The following is a 14,516-nucleotide window of genomic DNA, read 5'->3' as shown; positions in this document are numbered from 1 at the left end:
GCGGTCGGGCAGATCGACCCGGTCGAGCGGCCCGCCGTCGAGAAGGCCGGTGCGGCCGGGCGGACCGGCGGGCCGGAGATCGACCTGGAACTGCTGGTGCACGGTGTCGGCGGGACCACGCCGGAGAAGATGCTCGACGACGCGCGGACGGTCCGGGTCACCGGCGACGACACGGCGGCAGTCTTCCGGCGTGCCGAGGACGTCGATGCCGAGGCGCGGCCCGGCGACTACCGTGACCGGCCGGTGCCGGAGGCGTACGTCTGGTGCAATCTGACCTCCGGGAACGCCTCGCGCGCCCTGTGGCTGCTGCTTGTGCCGTTCATGGTGGTCAACCTCGCCCACTGGATGCGCCCCGCCGCCCAGGACCGGCCGCGGACCGTGCGGTTCTACGGCCTGCTGGTCCGGCTCGCCGGGCTCACCCTCACCGTGCTGCTGGTCGCGGCGGCCTGCGAGGTCGCCCTGGACCTCGCGGCGTGGCAGTGCGCGGGGACGGCCGCCTGCGCCGCCCGCCACTCCTGGCTCGGATTCCTCTCGCCCGGCTCCGGCGGCTGGTGGAGCGCCCCCGGCCGTCGGCTCGTCCTGGCCGCGCTGGTGCCCACCGCCCTGACCGGCCTGCTCTGGTACCTCTCGCACCGCACCTGGAGCGCGTACGAGTCCACCCGGCCGATGGCCGTCGACCCCGAGCCCGGCCACACCTCCCTCGGCAGCCCCGGCTTCTGGTACGGGCGGCGGCTGGTCGCCCGACTGCGGGCCGCCCACACCGCGGCGGGCCTGCTCACCGTGGCCGCCGCGATCCTCGCCCCGGCGGCCTCCTTCGACCGCCGGACCGGCGGACCCGCCGTACTCGACACGGTCGGCCGGTTGCTCACCGGTGCGCTCGTCGTCGGGGCCGCCGCCGTGGTGTGGGTGGTCTGCCGCCGGGGCCGCAGCGAGAACCTCCTCGACCAGGAACTCGACCGCCGTCTGGTACGACGCCTGCCGCTCGGCGCCCTCGCCCTGCTGGTGCTCGTCGCGCTGTACGCCGGCTGGTCCCGGCCGGGCTGGCACTCCGTCGGGCGGCTCGCCGGGGACGCGACCTTCGGCGGTCTGGCCCTGGCCCAGGGCGTGCTGGTGATCGTCCTCTGCGTCGTCGCCCACGACCTGCACCGTCGGCTCCCCGACCGGCGCGCCGCGATGCGCGGTCTCGGCGGCCCCGCGGTCGCGCTGCTGGCCTGCGCGCTGGGCGGGGTGATCTCCGGCGGGGTCGCCCAGCGGGTCTCCGACTGGCTGGACGGCACCGGAACCTCCCTCGCCGGGCCACCGGTGCTGCTGACCTGGCAGGCGTCGGTGATCCCGCCCGTCCTCGTGGTGCTCCTCGGCGCGGTCGCCTGGCTCTCCTGGCGCACCTCACGGCTCGGCCGCATCGAGCGGGCGGCCGTCGACCTCGACCACCGCGGGGAGCCGGAGGACACGGCACGCACCCGCCGTATCGCCCGGGTCCGTGCCATGGCCGTCCTCACCGACCGGGCGCCGCTCGTCGTGACCGTGCTGTGCGCCGCCACGCTGGTGCTGGGCGCCGGGGCGCTGGTGGGCGCCCTGGCCACCGGGAGGACGCCGGACGCGGCCGCCGACGGGACGTACGCCCTCGTACACGGCACGGCCGAGGCCTCGCAGGCGCTCGGCTCCTGGCTGGTCGGGCTCGGCTTCATACTGTTCGTCACCTGGGGCCGGCGCGCCTACAAGGACGCCTCCGCACGACGCACCATCGGCATCCTCTGGGACGTCGGCACCTTCTGGCCGCGCGCCGCCCACCCCTTCGCCCCGCCCTGCTACGCCGAGCGCGCGGTGCCCGACCTGACCTGGCGCATGGACACCTGGACCCGCCGTACCGGCGGCCGGCTGGTCATCTCCGGCCACTCCCAGGGCAGCGTCCTCGCGGCCGCCGCGGCCTGGCAGCTGACCCCGTCCGTGCGCAGGCGGGTCGCCCTGCTGACGTACGGCTCCCCGCTGGAGCGGCTGTACGGCCGCTGGTTCCCCGCGCACTTCGGCCCGGCCGAACTCGGCTCCCTGCACCGCGAGGTCGCCTGCTGGCACAACCTCTACCGGCTCACCGACCCCATCGGCGGGCCGGTGCGCATCCCCGACGGCGACGGCCCGGAGGTCGACCACACACCCCTGAAGGACCCGCTCGCCTACGGCCGTACCCCGGGCCATCCGCTGCCCGCCCCGATCCTGGGTCACTCCGACTACCAGGCGGACCCGGTCTTCGCCGAGGAGCGGGAACGGCTGCTGGCCCGGCTGCGCCCGGAACTGCCCGGGCAGCGGCCGGCCGCCCAGCCGGTGGACCGAGCGGAGTGATCAGGCGAGTTCCGGGAGGTCCTCGGCGTAGAGCAGGGTGAGGTCGTCGGTGGTCGGGTCGGCGAGCTGGGCGACCCGGCTCGCATGCCGCTCGACCATCGCCTCGAAGGTCTGCCGGGCGGTACGGCCGTTGCCGAACGCCGGGCCCTTCGGGATCGCCGTGAAGTACTTCACCAGGCCCTCGGACGCGCCCGGCGCCAGCCGGTACTCGTGCTCGTCGGCCTGCTGCTCCACGATCCTCAGCAGTTCGTCCGGGCCGTAGTCGGTGAAGGTGATGGTCCGGGAGAAACGGGACGCCACACCGGGGTTGACCGAAAGGAAGCGCTCCATCTCCTCGGTGTAGCCCGCGACGATCACCACCACCGCGTCCCGGTGGTCCTCCATCAGCTTCACCAGCGTGTCGATGGCCTCCTTGCCGAAGTCACGGCCGGCGTCCTCCGGGGACAGCGCGTACGCCTCGTCGATGAACAGCACACCGCCGTGCGCCCGCTGGAAGGCCTCCTGGGTGCGGATCGCCGTGGAGCCGATGTGCTCGCCGACCAGGTCGACCCGGGACACCTCGACCAGATGCCCCTTCTCCAGCACCCCGAGGGAGGCGAGGATCTCGCCGTAGAGCCGGGCGACGGTCGTCTTGCCGGTGCCCGGGGAGCCCGTGAACACCAGGTGCCGCTTGACCGAGGCGGCCTTGAGACCGGCCTGCTGGCGGCGCCGGCCGACCTCGATCATGTCGGTCAGCGCACGGACCTCGCGCTTGACGCTGTCCAGACCGACCAGCGCGTCGAGTTCACCGAGGACGGCCTTGGAGGTGCGGGCCGGCTCCTCGGGCGCGGCCGGGGTGAGGAGGGGTTCCTGCTCGGTGGTGCGCTGGCCGGGGATCGCGCCCAGCAGACCGGGGGACTGGTGCGCGGTCTGCACGGCCGGTTCGGGCGCCGCGGGCCGGCGCAGGCTGCCGCTCTCGTCGCTGGTGCAGTCCTCCACCACCGGGCCGGTGCCCGGGCCGCCGTCCGCGAACTCGTAACCCCCGCGCGCGCACCGCTCCGTGCGGCACTTGCGCAGCGTCGAACGGCTGCCGTCGATCACATGGAAGCCGTAGCCCGCGCTGCCGGTGACCCGGCAGTTCAGGAAGGAGCCCCGGCCGCCCGCCGAGACGTAGAAACCCGCCTCCGCGGGGGAGTCCACCGTGCAGCGCTCGATGGTGGGGTCGGCGCCCTTGGTGACGATCACTCCGGTCTGGGTGCCGTCCACCGTGCAGTTGCTGAGGGTGCCGCCGCTGCCGTGGTCACGGAACCAGGCCCCGGTGGCCGCGTCCCGGATCCGGCAGTCGTCGAGCTGCGCGGTCGCCCCGTCGCTCACCGACACCGCCGTGTTGCGCACCTGGGAGAGATCGCTGTCGACGACGTCCGCGCGCGAGCCGCGGTCCAGTACGAACAGCGCGTCCGGCACGTCGTGCACCCGGCAGGACTCCAGGACGGCGGTGGCGCCGTCGCTCACCCAGACCGCCGGGTAGTCGCCGGTGCTGTCGAAGATCTCGCACTGGTTGGCGTCCACCCGGGTACCCGGGTCCCACACCGACAGGCCGTTGCGCCCGAACTGACGCACCGTCGTCCGGGTCAGCGTCAGCACCGAACGCGAGCGCAGGTCGACCGCGTTCTCCGGGATGTCGTGGATCCGGCAGTCGGCGAGGGTGAGCACCGCGTCGGTGTCGAGGGTGACCCCGTCGGCGGTGGTGCGGTGCACATCGCAGTCGGTGAGGTGCGCCGTGGCCCGCGCGGTGACCTGCACACCGGAGCCCCGCACCTCGTAGATCTCGCAACCCACCGCTTCCAGCGAGGAGTTCTCCCCGGTCGCGGTCAGCCCCGTGCCCGAGGCATGGTGCACCCGGCAGCGCTCCAGGCGCGGACGGCCGCCGCCGCGCACCGCCACGCCCGCCTGACCGGCCGCCACGACCTCGCACTCCTCGAACACCCCGCCACCGCCGTCGAGTACGGCGATCCCGATGCCGGCCGGGTTGTCCACGGTGCACCGGCGCACGGTCGGCCGTGCTCCGCCGCGCACCTCGATGCCGGCCGCGGACCGGGTGACGATCCGCACGTCCAGCAGCTCGGGCGCGCCCTCCTCGACGAGCAGCGCCGGCGCGGCCGCGTCCTGGCCCTCGACATGCAGGTCCTGTACGACGGCGGAGGCCCGCACGGTCAGCGGCACCCCGTCCACGGGCGCGATCCGCACCGAACCGGGCGAACCCTCGGGGCCGCGCAGCGTCACCGCGCGCTGGACGACGAGGTTCTCCCGGTAGGTGCCGGGGGCGACCGTGAGGACGTCACCGTCCGCGGCGGCCTCCAGGGCGGCGGCGAGCGACGCGTACTCACCCGTGCGGCGCCGCCACCGCGATGTGCCGGTGTGCGTCACCTGGACCGTGCCCTGTGCCATGGCGTTGCCGTGCCCCCACCTCGTCGTACGGATCGCTCGCGCGGGTCGATACCGAATGCACTTCGGCCGGTCCACCGTAGCGTGCGCCGAGGTGGTGGAATGACCAGAGGCGGAAAGGTGGTCAGCTGCCCGTACCGGCCTTGCCCCAGTCCGGACCCGCCCGGTCCCAGGCCTGGTCCCACCGGGCGTATCTGCGACGGACCATACGCCAGACGATCATCCGTCTGCCGCCCTCGACCAGCCCCGCCGTGAGCAGGGCCGCGCCGAACCCGGCCAGCACGGCGTGCGTCGTCGCCGTCACGGAGTCCAGCGGGCGGGCCGTCACGGCGCCGTGCACATCCGTCCAGACGCCGAAGTGGTCGCCCTTGTGCGGGGACTTGAGGGCCGTGAGGACCGGACCGTGCTGCCGGGTGCCGTCCGGCGCCATCCAGTCGGCGAGGACGCGGCTGCGGGTGTCGTGGGCGCTGGTGGCGTCCGGGTCGGGCTCCACCGGGGAGCCGCCCAGCTTCCGGACGACCGTCGCCGTGACGAGATGCCGGTCGTGGTGCTGCTGCCGGACCGACTGCTGGAGGGCGTCCTCGGCGACGGCGCCCACGAGCGAGCCGAGCACGGGCGCGGCCACCACGATCAGCAGCAGTGCCCCCAGGGCCACCCAGGCCTCGGCCAGGTCCGTCGCGCGGCGCAGCGGATTGCGCCGCCAGCGCCACAGGCCGCGGATCACTCGCACCGTCCACCACCCCCTTCCCGCTCCGTGATAACCCCCGCCCGGGCCGTTCACCCGCGACCCCGACCGAAGAGAGAGCGAAATCACCCCCGGCCGGGACTTTCATGAACTTCTCACGACTCCCAACGACCGGGCCGCGGGCTTGGGTTCCCGCCGGGAGACGGAGATCGCTCGGCCGGGTGGGACGAGGCCGGGGGCCGGGTGGAGGCGGGGCCGGGGAGGGGGGATCGCCCGGGCGGAGACGGTCAGGGCCCGAGGTGGAACGGACGGAGGCGGATCCGGCGGAGGTGGTTCGGGTGGCGGCGGTTCGGGCGGAGACGGTTCGGGCGGCGGCGGTCGGTCCGGGCGTGGGGCGGATCGCTCGACGCCGGGGAGGTGGACGGTCCGGGCGTGGAGCCGGGGCGACGAGCGAGGGGCGGCGAGCATCGCGGTGCGGCCGGTGCCGCCGGTGTCGACCTGGGCGGCGCGCTCGGACGGCTCGGCCGGGGGCTCAGCCGAGGACGCGTACCGGGTCGCCGACCCGGATCGTGCCCGGGGAGCAGGGGACCAGGTTCTGGCCGAAGACCAGGCGGTTGCCGAATCTGCGGTGCCGGGCCAGCGTCCGCAGCGGCTCTCGGCCGCGCTCGGCGGTGGCCTGGTCGGTCGTGGTCACGACGCACCGCCCGCACATCTTCGCCACCCGGAACTCGACCTCGCCGACGGCGACGCGCGTCCAGTCGTCCTCGGCCCAGGCATCGGTGCCCCGCACGACCACGTTCGGCCGGAAACGGTTCATGGGCAGGGGGCCCTCGTCGGCGTGATCGCCGAGCGCGATGAGGGAGTTGAGGGCGTCGAGCGAGGCCTGCGTGGTGAGCAGCAGGGGATAGCCGTCGGCGAAGCTCACGGTCTCGCCCGGCAGCGCGTGGTCCGGGTCGATCGGGCGGCGGGTGGCGGGATCGTCCATGTATGCGAGGCGGACGTCGGTCCGCAGAAAGTCGGCGCACCAGGTGTGCGCGGCCTCCGCCGCCAGGACGGCCTCCACCTTCGTGCCGAAGATGTCCACCGGCACGGTGGCCGCCGGGTGCGGGACCGGCACCACCAGGGGCGCGCGACCGGGCGCGGACAGGCTCACACCGCCACCGGGCTGCGGCTCGGCGGCGGCCAGCGCGAGGCGCGGCTGTTCGCGCTGGGTGACGACCTTTCCCCCGTCGTCGATCAGAACCCAGCGTCGGTCACCGGCCAGCCCCCAGGGCTCCACGACGGCCTCCCGGGGCGAGAACCCCCGGAGCGCCTTGACCGGGTGAACGTGGATCGACTGCAGTTCGGCAAGCCCCATGACGCCATCGTGCCAGGCCGCACGGACATCCGGGGGCCGCCGATCAGTAGCCGCGGTACTGCTGCTGTTGCTGGTTGTTGTACGGGTCCTGGTACGGAGCCGACTGCGCGGGGCGCGGAGCCGCCGGGCGCATCGCCTCGTAACCAGTGCCGCCCATCATCGGACGGGGCTGCTGCGGCGGCTGCTGCGCGGGGTAGCCGCGCGGGCCCGTCGCCTGCTGGGGGATGTACGCCGAGGGCGCCTGCTGCAGCGGTGCGGGCTGCTGCATCTGCTGGGGGTAGCCGTAACCCGGGGCCGGCTGGGAGGGACCCGCGGGCAGGGCGGGCAGTGCCGACGGCAGCGCGGGCAGGTTCAGGCTGCTCGGCGTGTCGTAGGCGGGAGGGACCCGGATCGGGGCGATCTGCGGGGTGCCCCGTTCGGCCACGAGGGAGTCGTAGATCGGGGTGTCCGGGAAGGAGGCGGAGTAGTAGCCGCCGCCATAGGTGGAGCGGGGGGAGGTCATGGCACATAAGTTAAGCCCACGATGTGCTGGTTGGGGAGACCGATAAGAGGGTTGTTTTCCGTGTCGGCAGTGACGTCGGATCCCCAATCCGAGCGAACTCGGCAAAAAAGGACGGCAATCAGCGTTCTGATCGTGTAAAGGCCGAGTTCCACCCTGGTTACCGGCAGTTGGCCAGGGCTCTTCCTGTGCCGCTCGTGGGTGTTCGCTGTCCCCGGGAATAGGTTGTGCGGGTAGGGATGATCTGGGACCGCCGGGGCGCGCCCGGCATGCCGACACATGATGGGGGCGGACATGTCAATGCCGAAAGGATCGAATGCGCCGGTGCCGACCACGGCGCTGCGCGTGGAATTGGGCTGGCGCTCCGGTCCGGGGATCCCCGACGCGGACGCCTCGGCGCTGCTCCTGGTCGCCGGGAAAGTGCGCTCCGACGACGACTTCGTCTTCTACAACCAGCCCGCACACGCCTCGGGCGCGGTCCGGCACGAGGGCAAGCGGCGGTCCGGTGACCGGGTCACCGACACCCTTTCCGTCGACCTCGCGCGCGTGGAGACCCCGATCGAGAAGATCGTCCTCGCGGCCTCCGCCGACGGCGGCACCTTCGGGCAGGTTCCCGACCTCTATATCGAGGTCCGGGAAGGGGTGGACGGAAGGGTCGTCGCTCGATTCGACAGCACCGGCGCCACGGTGGAAACCGCTTTCGTGCTCGGTGAGTTGTACCGGCGCCAGGGCGGCTGGAAGTTCCGTGCCGTGGGGCAGGGCTACAGCAGCGGGCTCGAAGGACTCGCCACCGACTTCGGGATCACGGTGGACGAGCCGCAGCACCAGGCGCCGCCGCCCGTGCCGCGCACCGTCCCGCCGGCCGTGCCCCCCGTCGTCCCCCAGGCGCCCGCGCATGCCCCGGCCCCTCCGCCTGCGCCGCCGACCGGTGGTCTCCCCTTCCCGCAGCACGCGGCGCCCACCTCGGCGGGCCTGCCCGTCCCGCCGCCGCCCACGCCCGTGCGCCTGTCCAAGGTGACGCTCACCAAGGCGGCGCCCTCCGTCTCGCTGGCCAAACAGGGCGGCACCTCGGGCTCCCTGCGGGTCAACCTCAACTGGCAGGTCCGTAAACAGCTCCCGGGACGGGGCGGCCGGCGCGGCGGGTCCGACCTCGACCTCGACCTGTGCGCCCTGTACGAACTCGCCGACGGCCGCAAGGGCGTCGTCCAGGCGCTGGGCAACGCCTTCGGCTCCGTGAACCGGCCCCCGTACATCCATCTCGACGGCGACGACCGCACGGGCGCCGTGTCGAGCGGGGAGAACCTCACCGTCAATCTCGATCACAAACAGGACTTCCGGCGCATCCTGGTCTTCGTGACGATCTACCAGGGCGCCTCGTCCTTCGCCGACCTGCACGCCACGGTCACCCTCCAGCCGCAGCACGGCGCCCCGATCGACTTCTCCCTGGACGAGTGCACGATCCCCTCGACCGTGTGCGCGCTCGCCCTGCTCACCAACACCGGCGGCGACCTCGTGGTCCAACGCGAGGCGCGCTATCTGGTGCCGGAGCGCGGGGTGAGCCCGCAGCGGACCGTCGACCGCGCCTACGGGTGGGGCATGAACTGGACGCCCGGCCGCAAGTGACCGCGGCCGGCGGTCAGCCCTCGTCGGCGACCGTGCCGGGGCGCGCGTACGTACGACCCTTCCAGGCCGCGCCGCGCCCCCGGTAGTGCTGCACCGCCGAGTCGACCGTCATCAGGAGATAGAGGAACGCGGTGAACGGCAGCAGGGGCGCGAGCCACAGCGGCTGCCGGTAGTAACGGAGCATCGGCACGTAGGTCGCGGCCATCACCAGCCAGGCCGCCGCACCGACGAACGCCGTCGCCGCGCTGCCGGTGACCGCGCCCGCCAGTACCGCGGCCGGGGGCACCAGGTACACCACAGCCAGACCGGCGACCGTACCGAGGAGCAGCAGTGGATTGTGCCGCAGCTGCGCGTACGCGCTGCGGGAGACCATCCGCCACAGGTCGTGCAGCCTCGGATAGGGACGCACACTGTCCACGCGGTCGGCGAGCCCCAGCCAGATGTGGCCTCCGGCGCCCTTCACCGCGCGGGCCAGCGCCACGTCGTCGATCACGGCGTGCCGGATCGCGTCCGGGATCCGTGCCCGGTCCGCCGTGGCGGCGCGCAGCAGGACGCAGCCGCCCGCCGCTGCCGCCGTCCGCGATCCCTTCCGCCCGATCCGGCGGAACGGGTACAGCTGGGCGAAGAAGTACACGAAGGCGGGCACCACGAGCCGTTCCCACCGGCTCTCCACCCGCAGCCGGGCCATCTGCGAGACCACGTCGAAGTCCCCGGTGCGCGCCGCCGCCACCAGCAGCCGCAGACTGTCCGGCTCGTGCGCGATGTCCGCGTCGGTCAGCAGCAGGAACTCGGGCTCACGCGCGCGTGCCAGGGCGATGCCGTGCCGGACCGCCCACAGCTTGCCCGTCCAGCCCGCCGGCGGCTCACCGGGCGAGTCCACGGTCAGCGGCAGCCCGCCGTGGCGCGCGGCCAGCTCCCGGGCCAGTTCCCCGGTGCCGTCCGTACTGCCGTCGTCGACCAGGAAGACCTCGGCGTGCCCCGGATAGTCCTGCGCCAGCAACGACGGCAGACTCAGGGGCAGTACGGCGGCCTCGTCCCGGGCCGGGACCACCACGCACACGTCCGGCCACTCCCCGGGATCCCGCCGGGGCGGCAGCCGGACGTCGGTGCGCCAGAAGAAGCCCTGGCAGAGCAGCAGCCACAGCCAGGCGGCGAGGGATACGGCGGCGGTCCACGCGATGGCGCTCACCCGCGCAGTCTGCCCCACGGGGCCGGTCCCCAAGGGCCCATCGTCTATCGTGGCCGGGTGAAGATCGCGCTCATCGACTCCGGAATCGGCCTGCTGGCGGCCGCCGCAGCGGTACGGCGGCTGCGCCCCGACGCGGATCTCGTCCTCTCCTTCGACCCCGAGGGCATGCCCTGGGGGCCGCGCACCCCGGAGGGCGTCACCGAGCGCGCCCTGGCCGTCGCCGAGGCCGCGGCCGCCCGCCGTCCCGACGCGCTGATCGTCGGCTGCAACACGGCGACCGTGCACTCCCTGCCCGCGCTGCGCGCCCATCTGGAGCCCGGGATCCCGGTCATCGGCACGGTCCCGGCCATCAAGCCGGCCGCGGCCGGCGGCGGCCATGTCGCGATCTGGGCGACCCCCGCCACCACGGGCAGTGCGTACCAGCGGGGCCTCATCAGGGACTTCGCGGGCGGTGTGCCGGTCACCGAGGTGCCCTGCTGGGGTCTCGCCGAGGCCGTGGAGCACGCCGACCGGGCGGCCATCGACACCGCGGTGAGCGCGGCGGCCGAACTCACGCCGGACGAGGTCACGACCGTCGTGCTGGGTTGCACCCACTACGAGTTCCTGGCGGAACGTATCCGCGCCGCCGTGCAGCGCCCCGGTGCCGCCCCCCTCGCCCTGCACGGCTCCGCCGGAGCGGTGGCCGCCCAGGCGCTGCGCCGGATCGGCGCGCGGCCCGCCCCCGAGGCACCGGCCACCGGCACGGTGACCGTGCTGCTCAACGGCCGGGAGGGCGAGCTGCCCGAGGCCGCGCTGACCTACGCCGAGGGCCGGCTGCTGCGCGCGGTCACTCCCGCCGCGTCCCAGTGAACCCTCCGGGGCCGGGGATTCAACCGATGTGAGCAGTCACCCTCCGCGACGCGGTACCCGCGCAGCGAAACCTGAGTAATCTCGTAGACATGAGGGACCACCCCCACGACCGCTCCCCGGACGAGGACGCCCCGCACCCGGACGTCTGGACCGGGCGCGCGACGAACCGGGTCCAGTGGTTGCTGGCGCTGGTCGGTGCGGCCTGTATGGCGCTCGGCATCGAGCTGGCCGTGGACTCCGCCTGGTCCGCGGGCGTCGCCCCGCTGGTGATGTCCGTGGTGGGCTGCATCGCCGCCGGACTGCTGGTCCTCTTCGGCACCCTCGCCTTCGTGCACGTCGACCTGAGGCTCGACAAGGAGTGCCTCGAGGTCCGCTGCGGCCACATAGGAGTACCGCGCCGCCGTATTCCGCTCTCCCATGTGGTCGGCGCCGACTTCACCCCGCAGATCACCCCGCGCCACTGGGGCGGCTGGGGCTACCGCTGGCGGCCCGAGAAGGGCACGGCCGTCGTCGTCCGCCGCGGCGAGGGCATCGTCCTGCGCCTGTGGGACGGCCACACCTTCACGATCACCGTGGACAACGCCGAGTCGGCGGTCCGGGCCATCAGGGAACGCCTGCGGACCATCACCCCGGGCACGGCCCACTGAGGCAGACCGCAGGCGTGTGGCCCGACCACATGTGCGGGGAAGACACCTCTCAGCTGCGTGGGATCCCCGCGACTCAGCTCCGTGGGACACCCGCGATCCACGGTCGCGCCGTCGCCAGACCCGCCAGCAGGCCCGCGCCCACCGACACCGTGGTGAAGCTCAGCGCGTTGCCGACCGCCGCGATCACGGCGAGTGCCGTCAGGGCCGCGCCCGCGGTGAGGGCGACCGGTGTGGAGCGGGGCGAGCGCCACAGGGCGTACAGGAGCCAGCAGAACGCGGTGACGAGTAGGAGAACGCCGACCAGCCCCTGTTCGGCGGCCTGCTGGAGCGGCGCGGAGTGCGGCTTGCCGTCGGGCAGCAGCGCGTCGGACGCGCCGCCGCTCAGCTCGCCGAAGCGCCCGGGTCCGACGCCGGCGGCGGTGTTCCGGCGGGCGAGGTGCAGGGCATCCCGCCACAGCTGGACGCGGTGCGAGCCGAGGGGGCCTTCGAGAGCGGAGGTGAGGCCGGCGGGCAGTACCTCCGCGGCCACCGCCCACACCGTCCCGGTCACCAGCGCGGCCGCCAGGGCCAGTCCGGCGATACCCGGGCCCCGGTGCCGCATCCGGCCCGCGGCCAGGGAGCACAGCAGTACGGCGGCGCTCGCGGCGCACCCGGCCGCCGAGCCCATGGCCACCCCGGCCACCGCGATCCCGGCGGCCAGCGTCCGCAGCGCGAAGCGCAGCGCCGGAACGGGGGTCGCCCACGCGGCGCAGCACACGCCACCCGTCGCGAGCGCCAGCAGCGCCGCGACCGCACCGGCATGGCCGAGCGGATCCGTGAACTGGGGGCCGGGGGCCACCTGGGGCATCGCCACCGCGAGTCCGAACCCGGCCAGCGCACCGACACACAGTGCGGCCACCGGCAGCAGTGATCCGGCCATCCGGCCCGCCGCATAGCCCGCGGCCACCGCGAGCACCGCCAGCAGTACGCCCTCGGGCCGTCCGTCGCGCCCGGCAGCGGAAATCAGCGGCCACACGGCGCAGGCCGCGAGCACCACGACGCCCACCGCATCAGAAACGTTTCGTCTGTCGCTGTCCGCGTCCGTGCCGGCAGCAGACGTCATCCCGGTCGACCCCACCGTCGCCCCCCGTGCCCGGTCCCCCGACCTGTAGGCAGGCCCCGCCGCCCGCCTCGGCACACCGTAACCGCCGATGCCCGCTTTGTGGACGACTTGAGCGGGAACGATGGGATTCCTGCATGCCGAGACCGTGCTGTCGGCCGCAAGGTCCACCGCCGTACACTCCCCGAGTGACCGTCACCGCAACTTCCGTCGACCAGTCGGACCAGCTCACACCGCGTCCCACGCCCCGCGCGCGCGGCCTCGCGCTGCTCCGCCGCCTGGTCCCGGCCGCCGCCTCCGCGCTCAGCGGAGTGCTGCTGTACGTCAGCTTCCCGCCCCGCCCCCTGTGGTGGCTGGCCGTGCCCGCCTTCGCCGGCTTCGGGTGGGTGCTGCGCGGCCGGAGCCGGAAGGCGGCCCTCGGCCTCGGCTATGTCTTCGGACTCGGCTTCCTGCTGCCCCTGCTGGTGTGGACCGGTGTCGAGGTCGGCCCCGGGCCGTGGCTCGCGCTGGTGGCCATCGAGGCGATCTTCATCGCCCTGGTCGGTGTGGGCGTCGCCGCCGTCTCCAAGCTGCCGGCCTGGCCGGTGTGGGCGGCCGCGATATGGGTCGCCGGCGAGGCGGCACGCGCGCGCGTGCCCTTCCGCGGCTTCCCCTGGGGCAAGATCGCCTTCGGCCAGGCGGACGGCGTCTTCCTGCCGCTCGCCGCGCTGGGCGGCACCCCGGTGCTCGGCTTCGCGGTCGTGCTGTGCGGATTCGGCCTGTACGAGGCCGGGCGCCTCGTCGTCGAGGGGCGCCGGACGCGGGAGCTCCGGCGCGGGGCGGCGGCCGTGGCCCTGCTGAGCGTGGCCGTCCCCGTGGTCGGCGCCGTCGCCGCGCGGGCGCTGGTGAGCGACAAGGCGGAGGACGGCTCGGTCACCGTCGCGGTGATCCAGGGCAACGTGCCGCGCGCCGGCCTCGACTTCGCCTCCCAGCGGCAGGCCGTGCTCGACTACCACGTCAAGGAGACGCTCAAGCTCGCCGCCGACGTCAAGGCGGGCAAGGTCGCCAAGCCCGACTTCGTGCTGTGGCCGGAGAACTCCTCCGACGTCGACCCGTTCGCCGACGCCGGCGCGGCCGCCGTGATCGACGAGGCCTCCCAGGCGATGGGCGTGCCCATCTCGGTCGGCGGGGTCGTGGAACGGGACGGCAAGCTGCTCAACGAGCAGATCCTGTGGGACCCGGTCAAGGGTCCGACGGCGACCTACGACAAGCGGCAGATCCAGCCCTTCGGCGAGTACCTCCCGCTGCGCGGGCTGGTCGGCGCGATCAACAAGAACTGGACCAGCATGGTCCGCCAGGACTTCAGCCGGGGCACCAAGCCCGGTGTCTTCGACATCGACGGCACCAAGGTCGGCCTCGCCACCTGCTACGAGGCCGCCTTCGACTGGGACGTGCGGGACACCGTCACCCACGGCGCCGAGATGATCTCCGTGCCGAGCAACAACGCCACCTTCGACCGCAGCGAGATGACCTACCAGCAGCTCGCCATGTCCCGCATCCGCGCGGTCGAACACAGCCGGACCGTGACCGTGCCGGTGACCAGCGGCGTCAGCGCGATCATCATGCCGGACGGGAGGATCACCCAGAAGACCGGCATGTTCGTGCCCGCCTACCTGGTCCAGAAGGTGCCGCTGCGCACCTCCGAGACGCCCGCGACCAAGCTGGGCATCCTGCCCGAGATCGCGCTGCTGCTGGTCGCCGCGAGCGGCGTCGGCTGGGCGATCGGGGCCGGGGTGCGCGCCCGCCGCGCCGGTGACGCGTAGCCGTA

11 protein-coding genes are annotated in these 14,516 nt (G+C 73.8%); 5 read left to right on the top strand and 6 right to left on the bottom strand.

Annotated elements, in window-relative coordinates; translation table 11 throughout:
- The first annotated feature begins 78 nt into the window (after positions 1 to 78).
- On the top strand, positions 79 to 2,337 hold the full coding sequence (locus ACFZDK_RS48215) for a hypothetical protein (RefSeq protein ID WP_390983748.1): 2,259 nt from the start codon (positions 79 to 81) through the stop codon (positions 2,335 to 2,337).
- Here the strand turns inward: ACFZDK_RS48215 and ACFZDK_RS48210 are convergent, their stop codons facing one another.
- The 4 genes from ACFZDK_RS48210 to ACFZDK_RS48195 all read right to left on the bottom strand — a co-directional run bounded on the left by ACFZDK_RS48210 (position 2,338) and on the right by ACFZDK_RS48195 (position 7,305).
- Entirely contained in the window at positions 2,338 to 4,764 is a 2,427-nt protein-coding gene (locus tag ACFZDK_RS48210; protein ID WP_390983571.1) for a right-handed parallel beta-helix repeat-containing protein, read from the bottom strand.
- 121 nt (positions 4,765 to 4,885) lie between these two features.
- Positions 4,886 to 5,491 (bottom strand): hypothetical protein, encoded by a 606-nt coding sequence (locus ACFZDK_RS48205; RefSeq protein ID WP_390983567.1) that lies wholly within the window; start codon positions 5,489 to 5,491, stop codon positions 4,886 to 4,888.
- Between the two features lie 487 nt (positions 5,492 to 5,978).
- Positions 5,979 to 6,803 (bottom strand): MOSC N-terminal beta barrel domain-containing protein, encoded by an 825-nt coding sequence (locus tag ACFZDK_RS48200; RefSeq protein WP_390983565.1) that lies wholly within the window; start codon positions 6,801 to 6,803, stop codon positions 5,979 to 5,981.
- Positions 6,804 to 6,846: 43 nt separating this feature from the next.
- Complete coding sequence (locus tag ACFZDK_RS48195) at positions 6,847 to 7,305, bottom strand: DUF6643 family protein (RefSeq protein WP_390983563.1); 459 nt, start codon at positions 7,303 to 7,305, stop codon at positions 6,847 to 6,849.
- A gap of 279 nt (positions 7,306 to 7,584) precedes the next feature.
- Between ACFZDK_RS48195 and ACFZDK_RS48190 the strand changes: the two genes are divergently transcribed.
- The gene (locus tag ACFZDK_RS48190; protein WP_390983746.1) at positions 7,585 to 8,925 is read left to right on the top strand and encodes a TerD family protein; all 1,341 of its coding nucleotides are present in this window, start codon (positions 7,585 to 7,587) and stop codon (positions 8,923 to 8,925) included.
- Between the two features lie 13 nt (positions 8,926 to 8,938).
- Here the strand turns inward: ACFZDK_RS48190 and ACFZDK_RS48185 are convergent, their stop codons facing one another.
- Complete coding sequence (locus ACFZDK_RS48185) at positions 8,939 to 10,114, bottom strand: glycosyltransferase (protein ID WP_390983561.1); 1,176 nt, start codon at positions 10,112 to 10,114, stop codon at positions 8,939 to 8,941.
- Positions 10,115 to 10,171: 57 nt separating this feature from the next.
- Here ACFZDK_RS48185 and ACFZDK_RS48180 point away from each other — a divergent pair, with 57 nt between their 5' ends.
- Together ACFZDK_RS48180 and ACFZDK_RS48175 are read left to right on the top strand one after the other, a co-directional pair.
- Complete coding sequence (locus ACFZDK_RS48180; RefSeq protein ID WP_390983558.1) at positions 10,172 to 10,963, top strand: aspartate/glutamate racemase family protein; 792 nt, start codon at positions 10,172 to 10,174, stop codon at positions 10,961 to 10,963.
- 89 nt (positions 10,964 to 11,052) lie between these two features.
- A complete protein-coding gene (locus ACFZDK_RS48175) occupies positions 11,053 to 11,610 on the top strand; it encodes a hypothetical protein (RefSeq protein ID WP_390983555.1) in 558 nt (185 codons plus the stop codon).
- 73 nt (positions 11,611 to 11,683) lie between these two features.
- Here the strand turns inward: ACFZDK_RS48175 and ACFZDK_RS48170 are convergent, their stop codons facing one another.
- On the bottom strand, positions 11,684 to 12,712 hold the full coding sequence (locus ACFZDK_RS48170) for an O-antigen ligase family protein (RefSeq protein WP_390983552.1): 1,029 nt from the start codon (positions 12,710 to 12,712) through the stop codon (positions 11,684 to 11,686).
- Between the two features lie 185 nt (positions 12,713 to 12,897).
- On the opposite strand from ACFZDK_RS48170, the gene lnt reads away from it, so the two are divergent.
- A complete protein-coding gene (lnt, locus tag ACFZDK_RS48165; RefSeq protein ID WP_390983549.1) occupies positions 12,898 to 14,511 on the top strand; it encodes an apolipoprotein N-acyltransferase in 1,614 nt (537 codons plus the stop codon).
- Positions 14,512 to 14,516: the final 5 nt, after the last annotated feature.

The organism is Streptomyces sp. NPDC007901 (genome assembly GCF_042959465.1).
In the GTDB taxonomy this organism is placed as follows: domain Bacteria; phylum Actinomycetota; class Actinomycetes; order Streptomycetales; family Streptomycetaceae; genus Streptomyces.
This window is presented reverse-complemented; position numbering and strand designations above follow the sequence as displayed.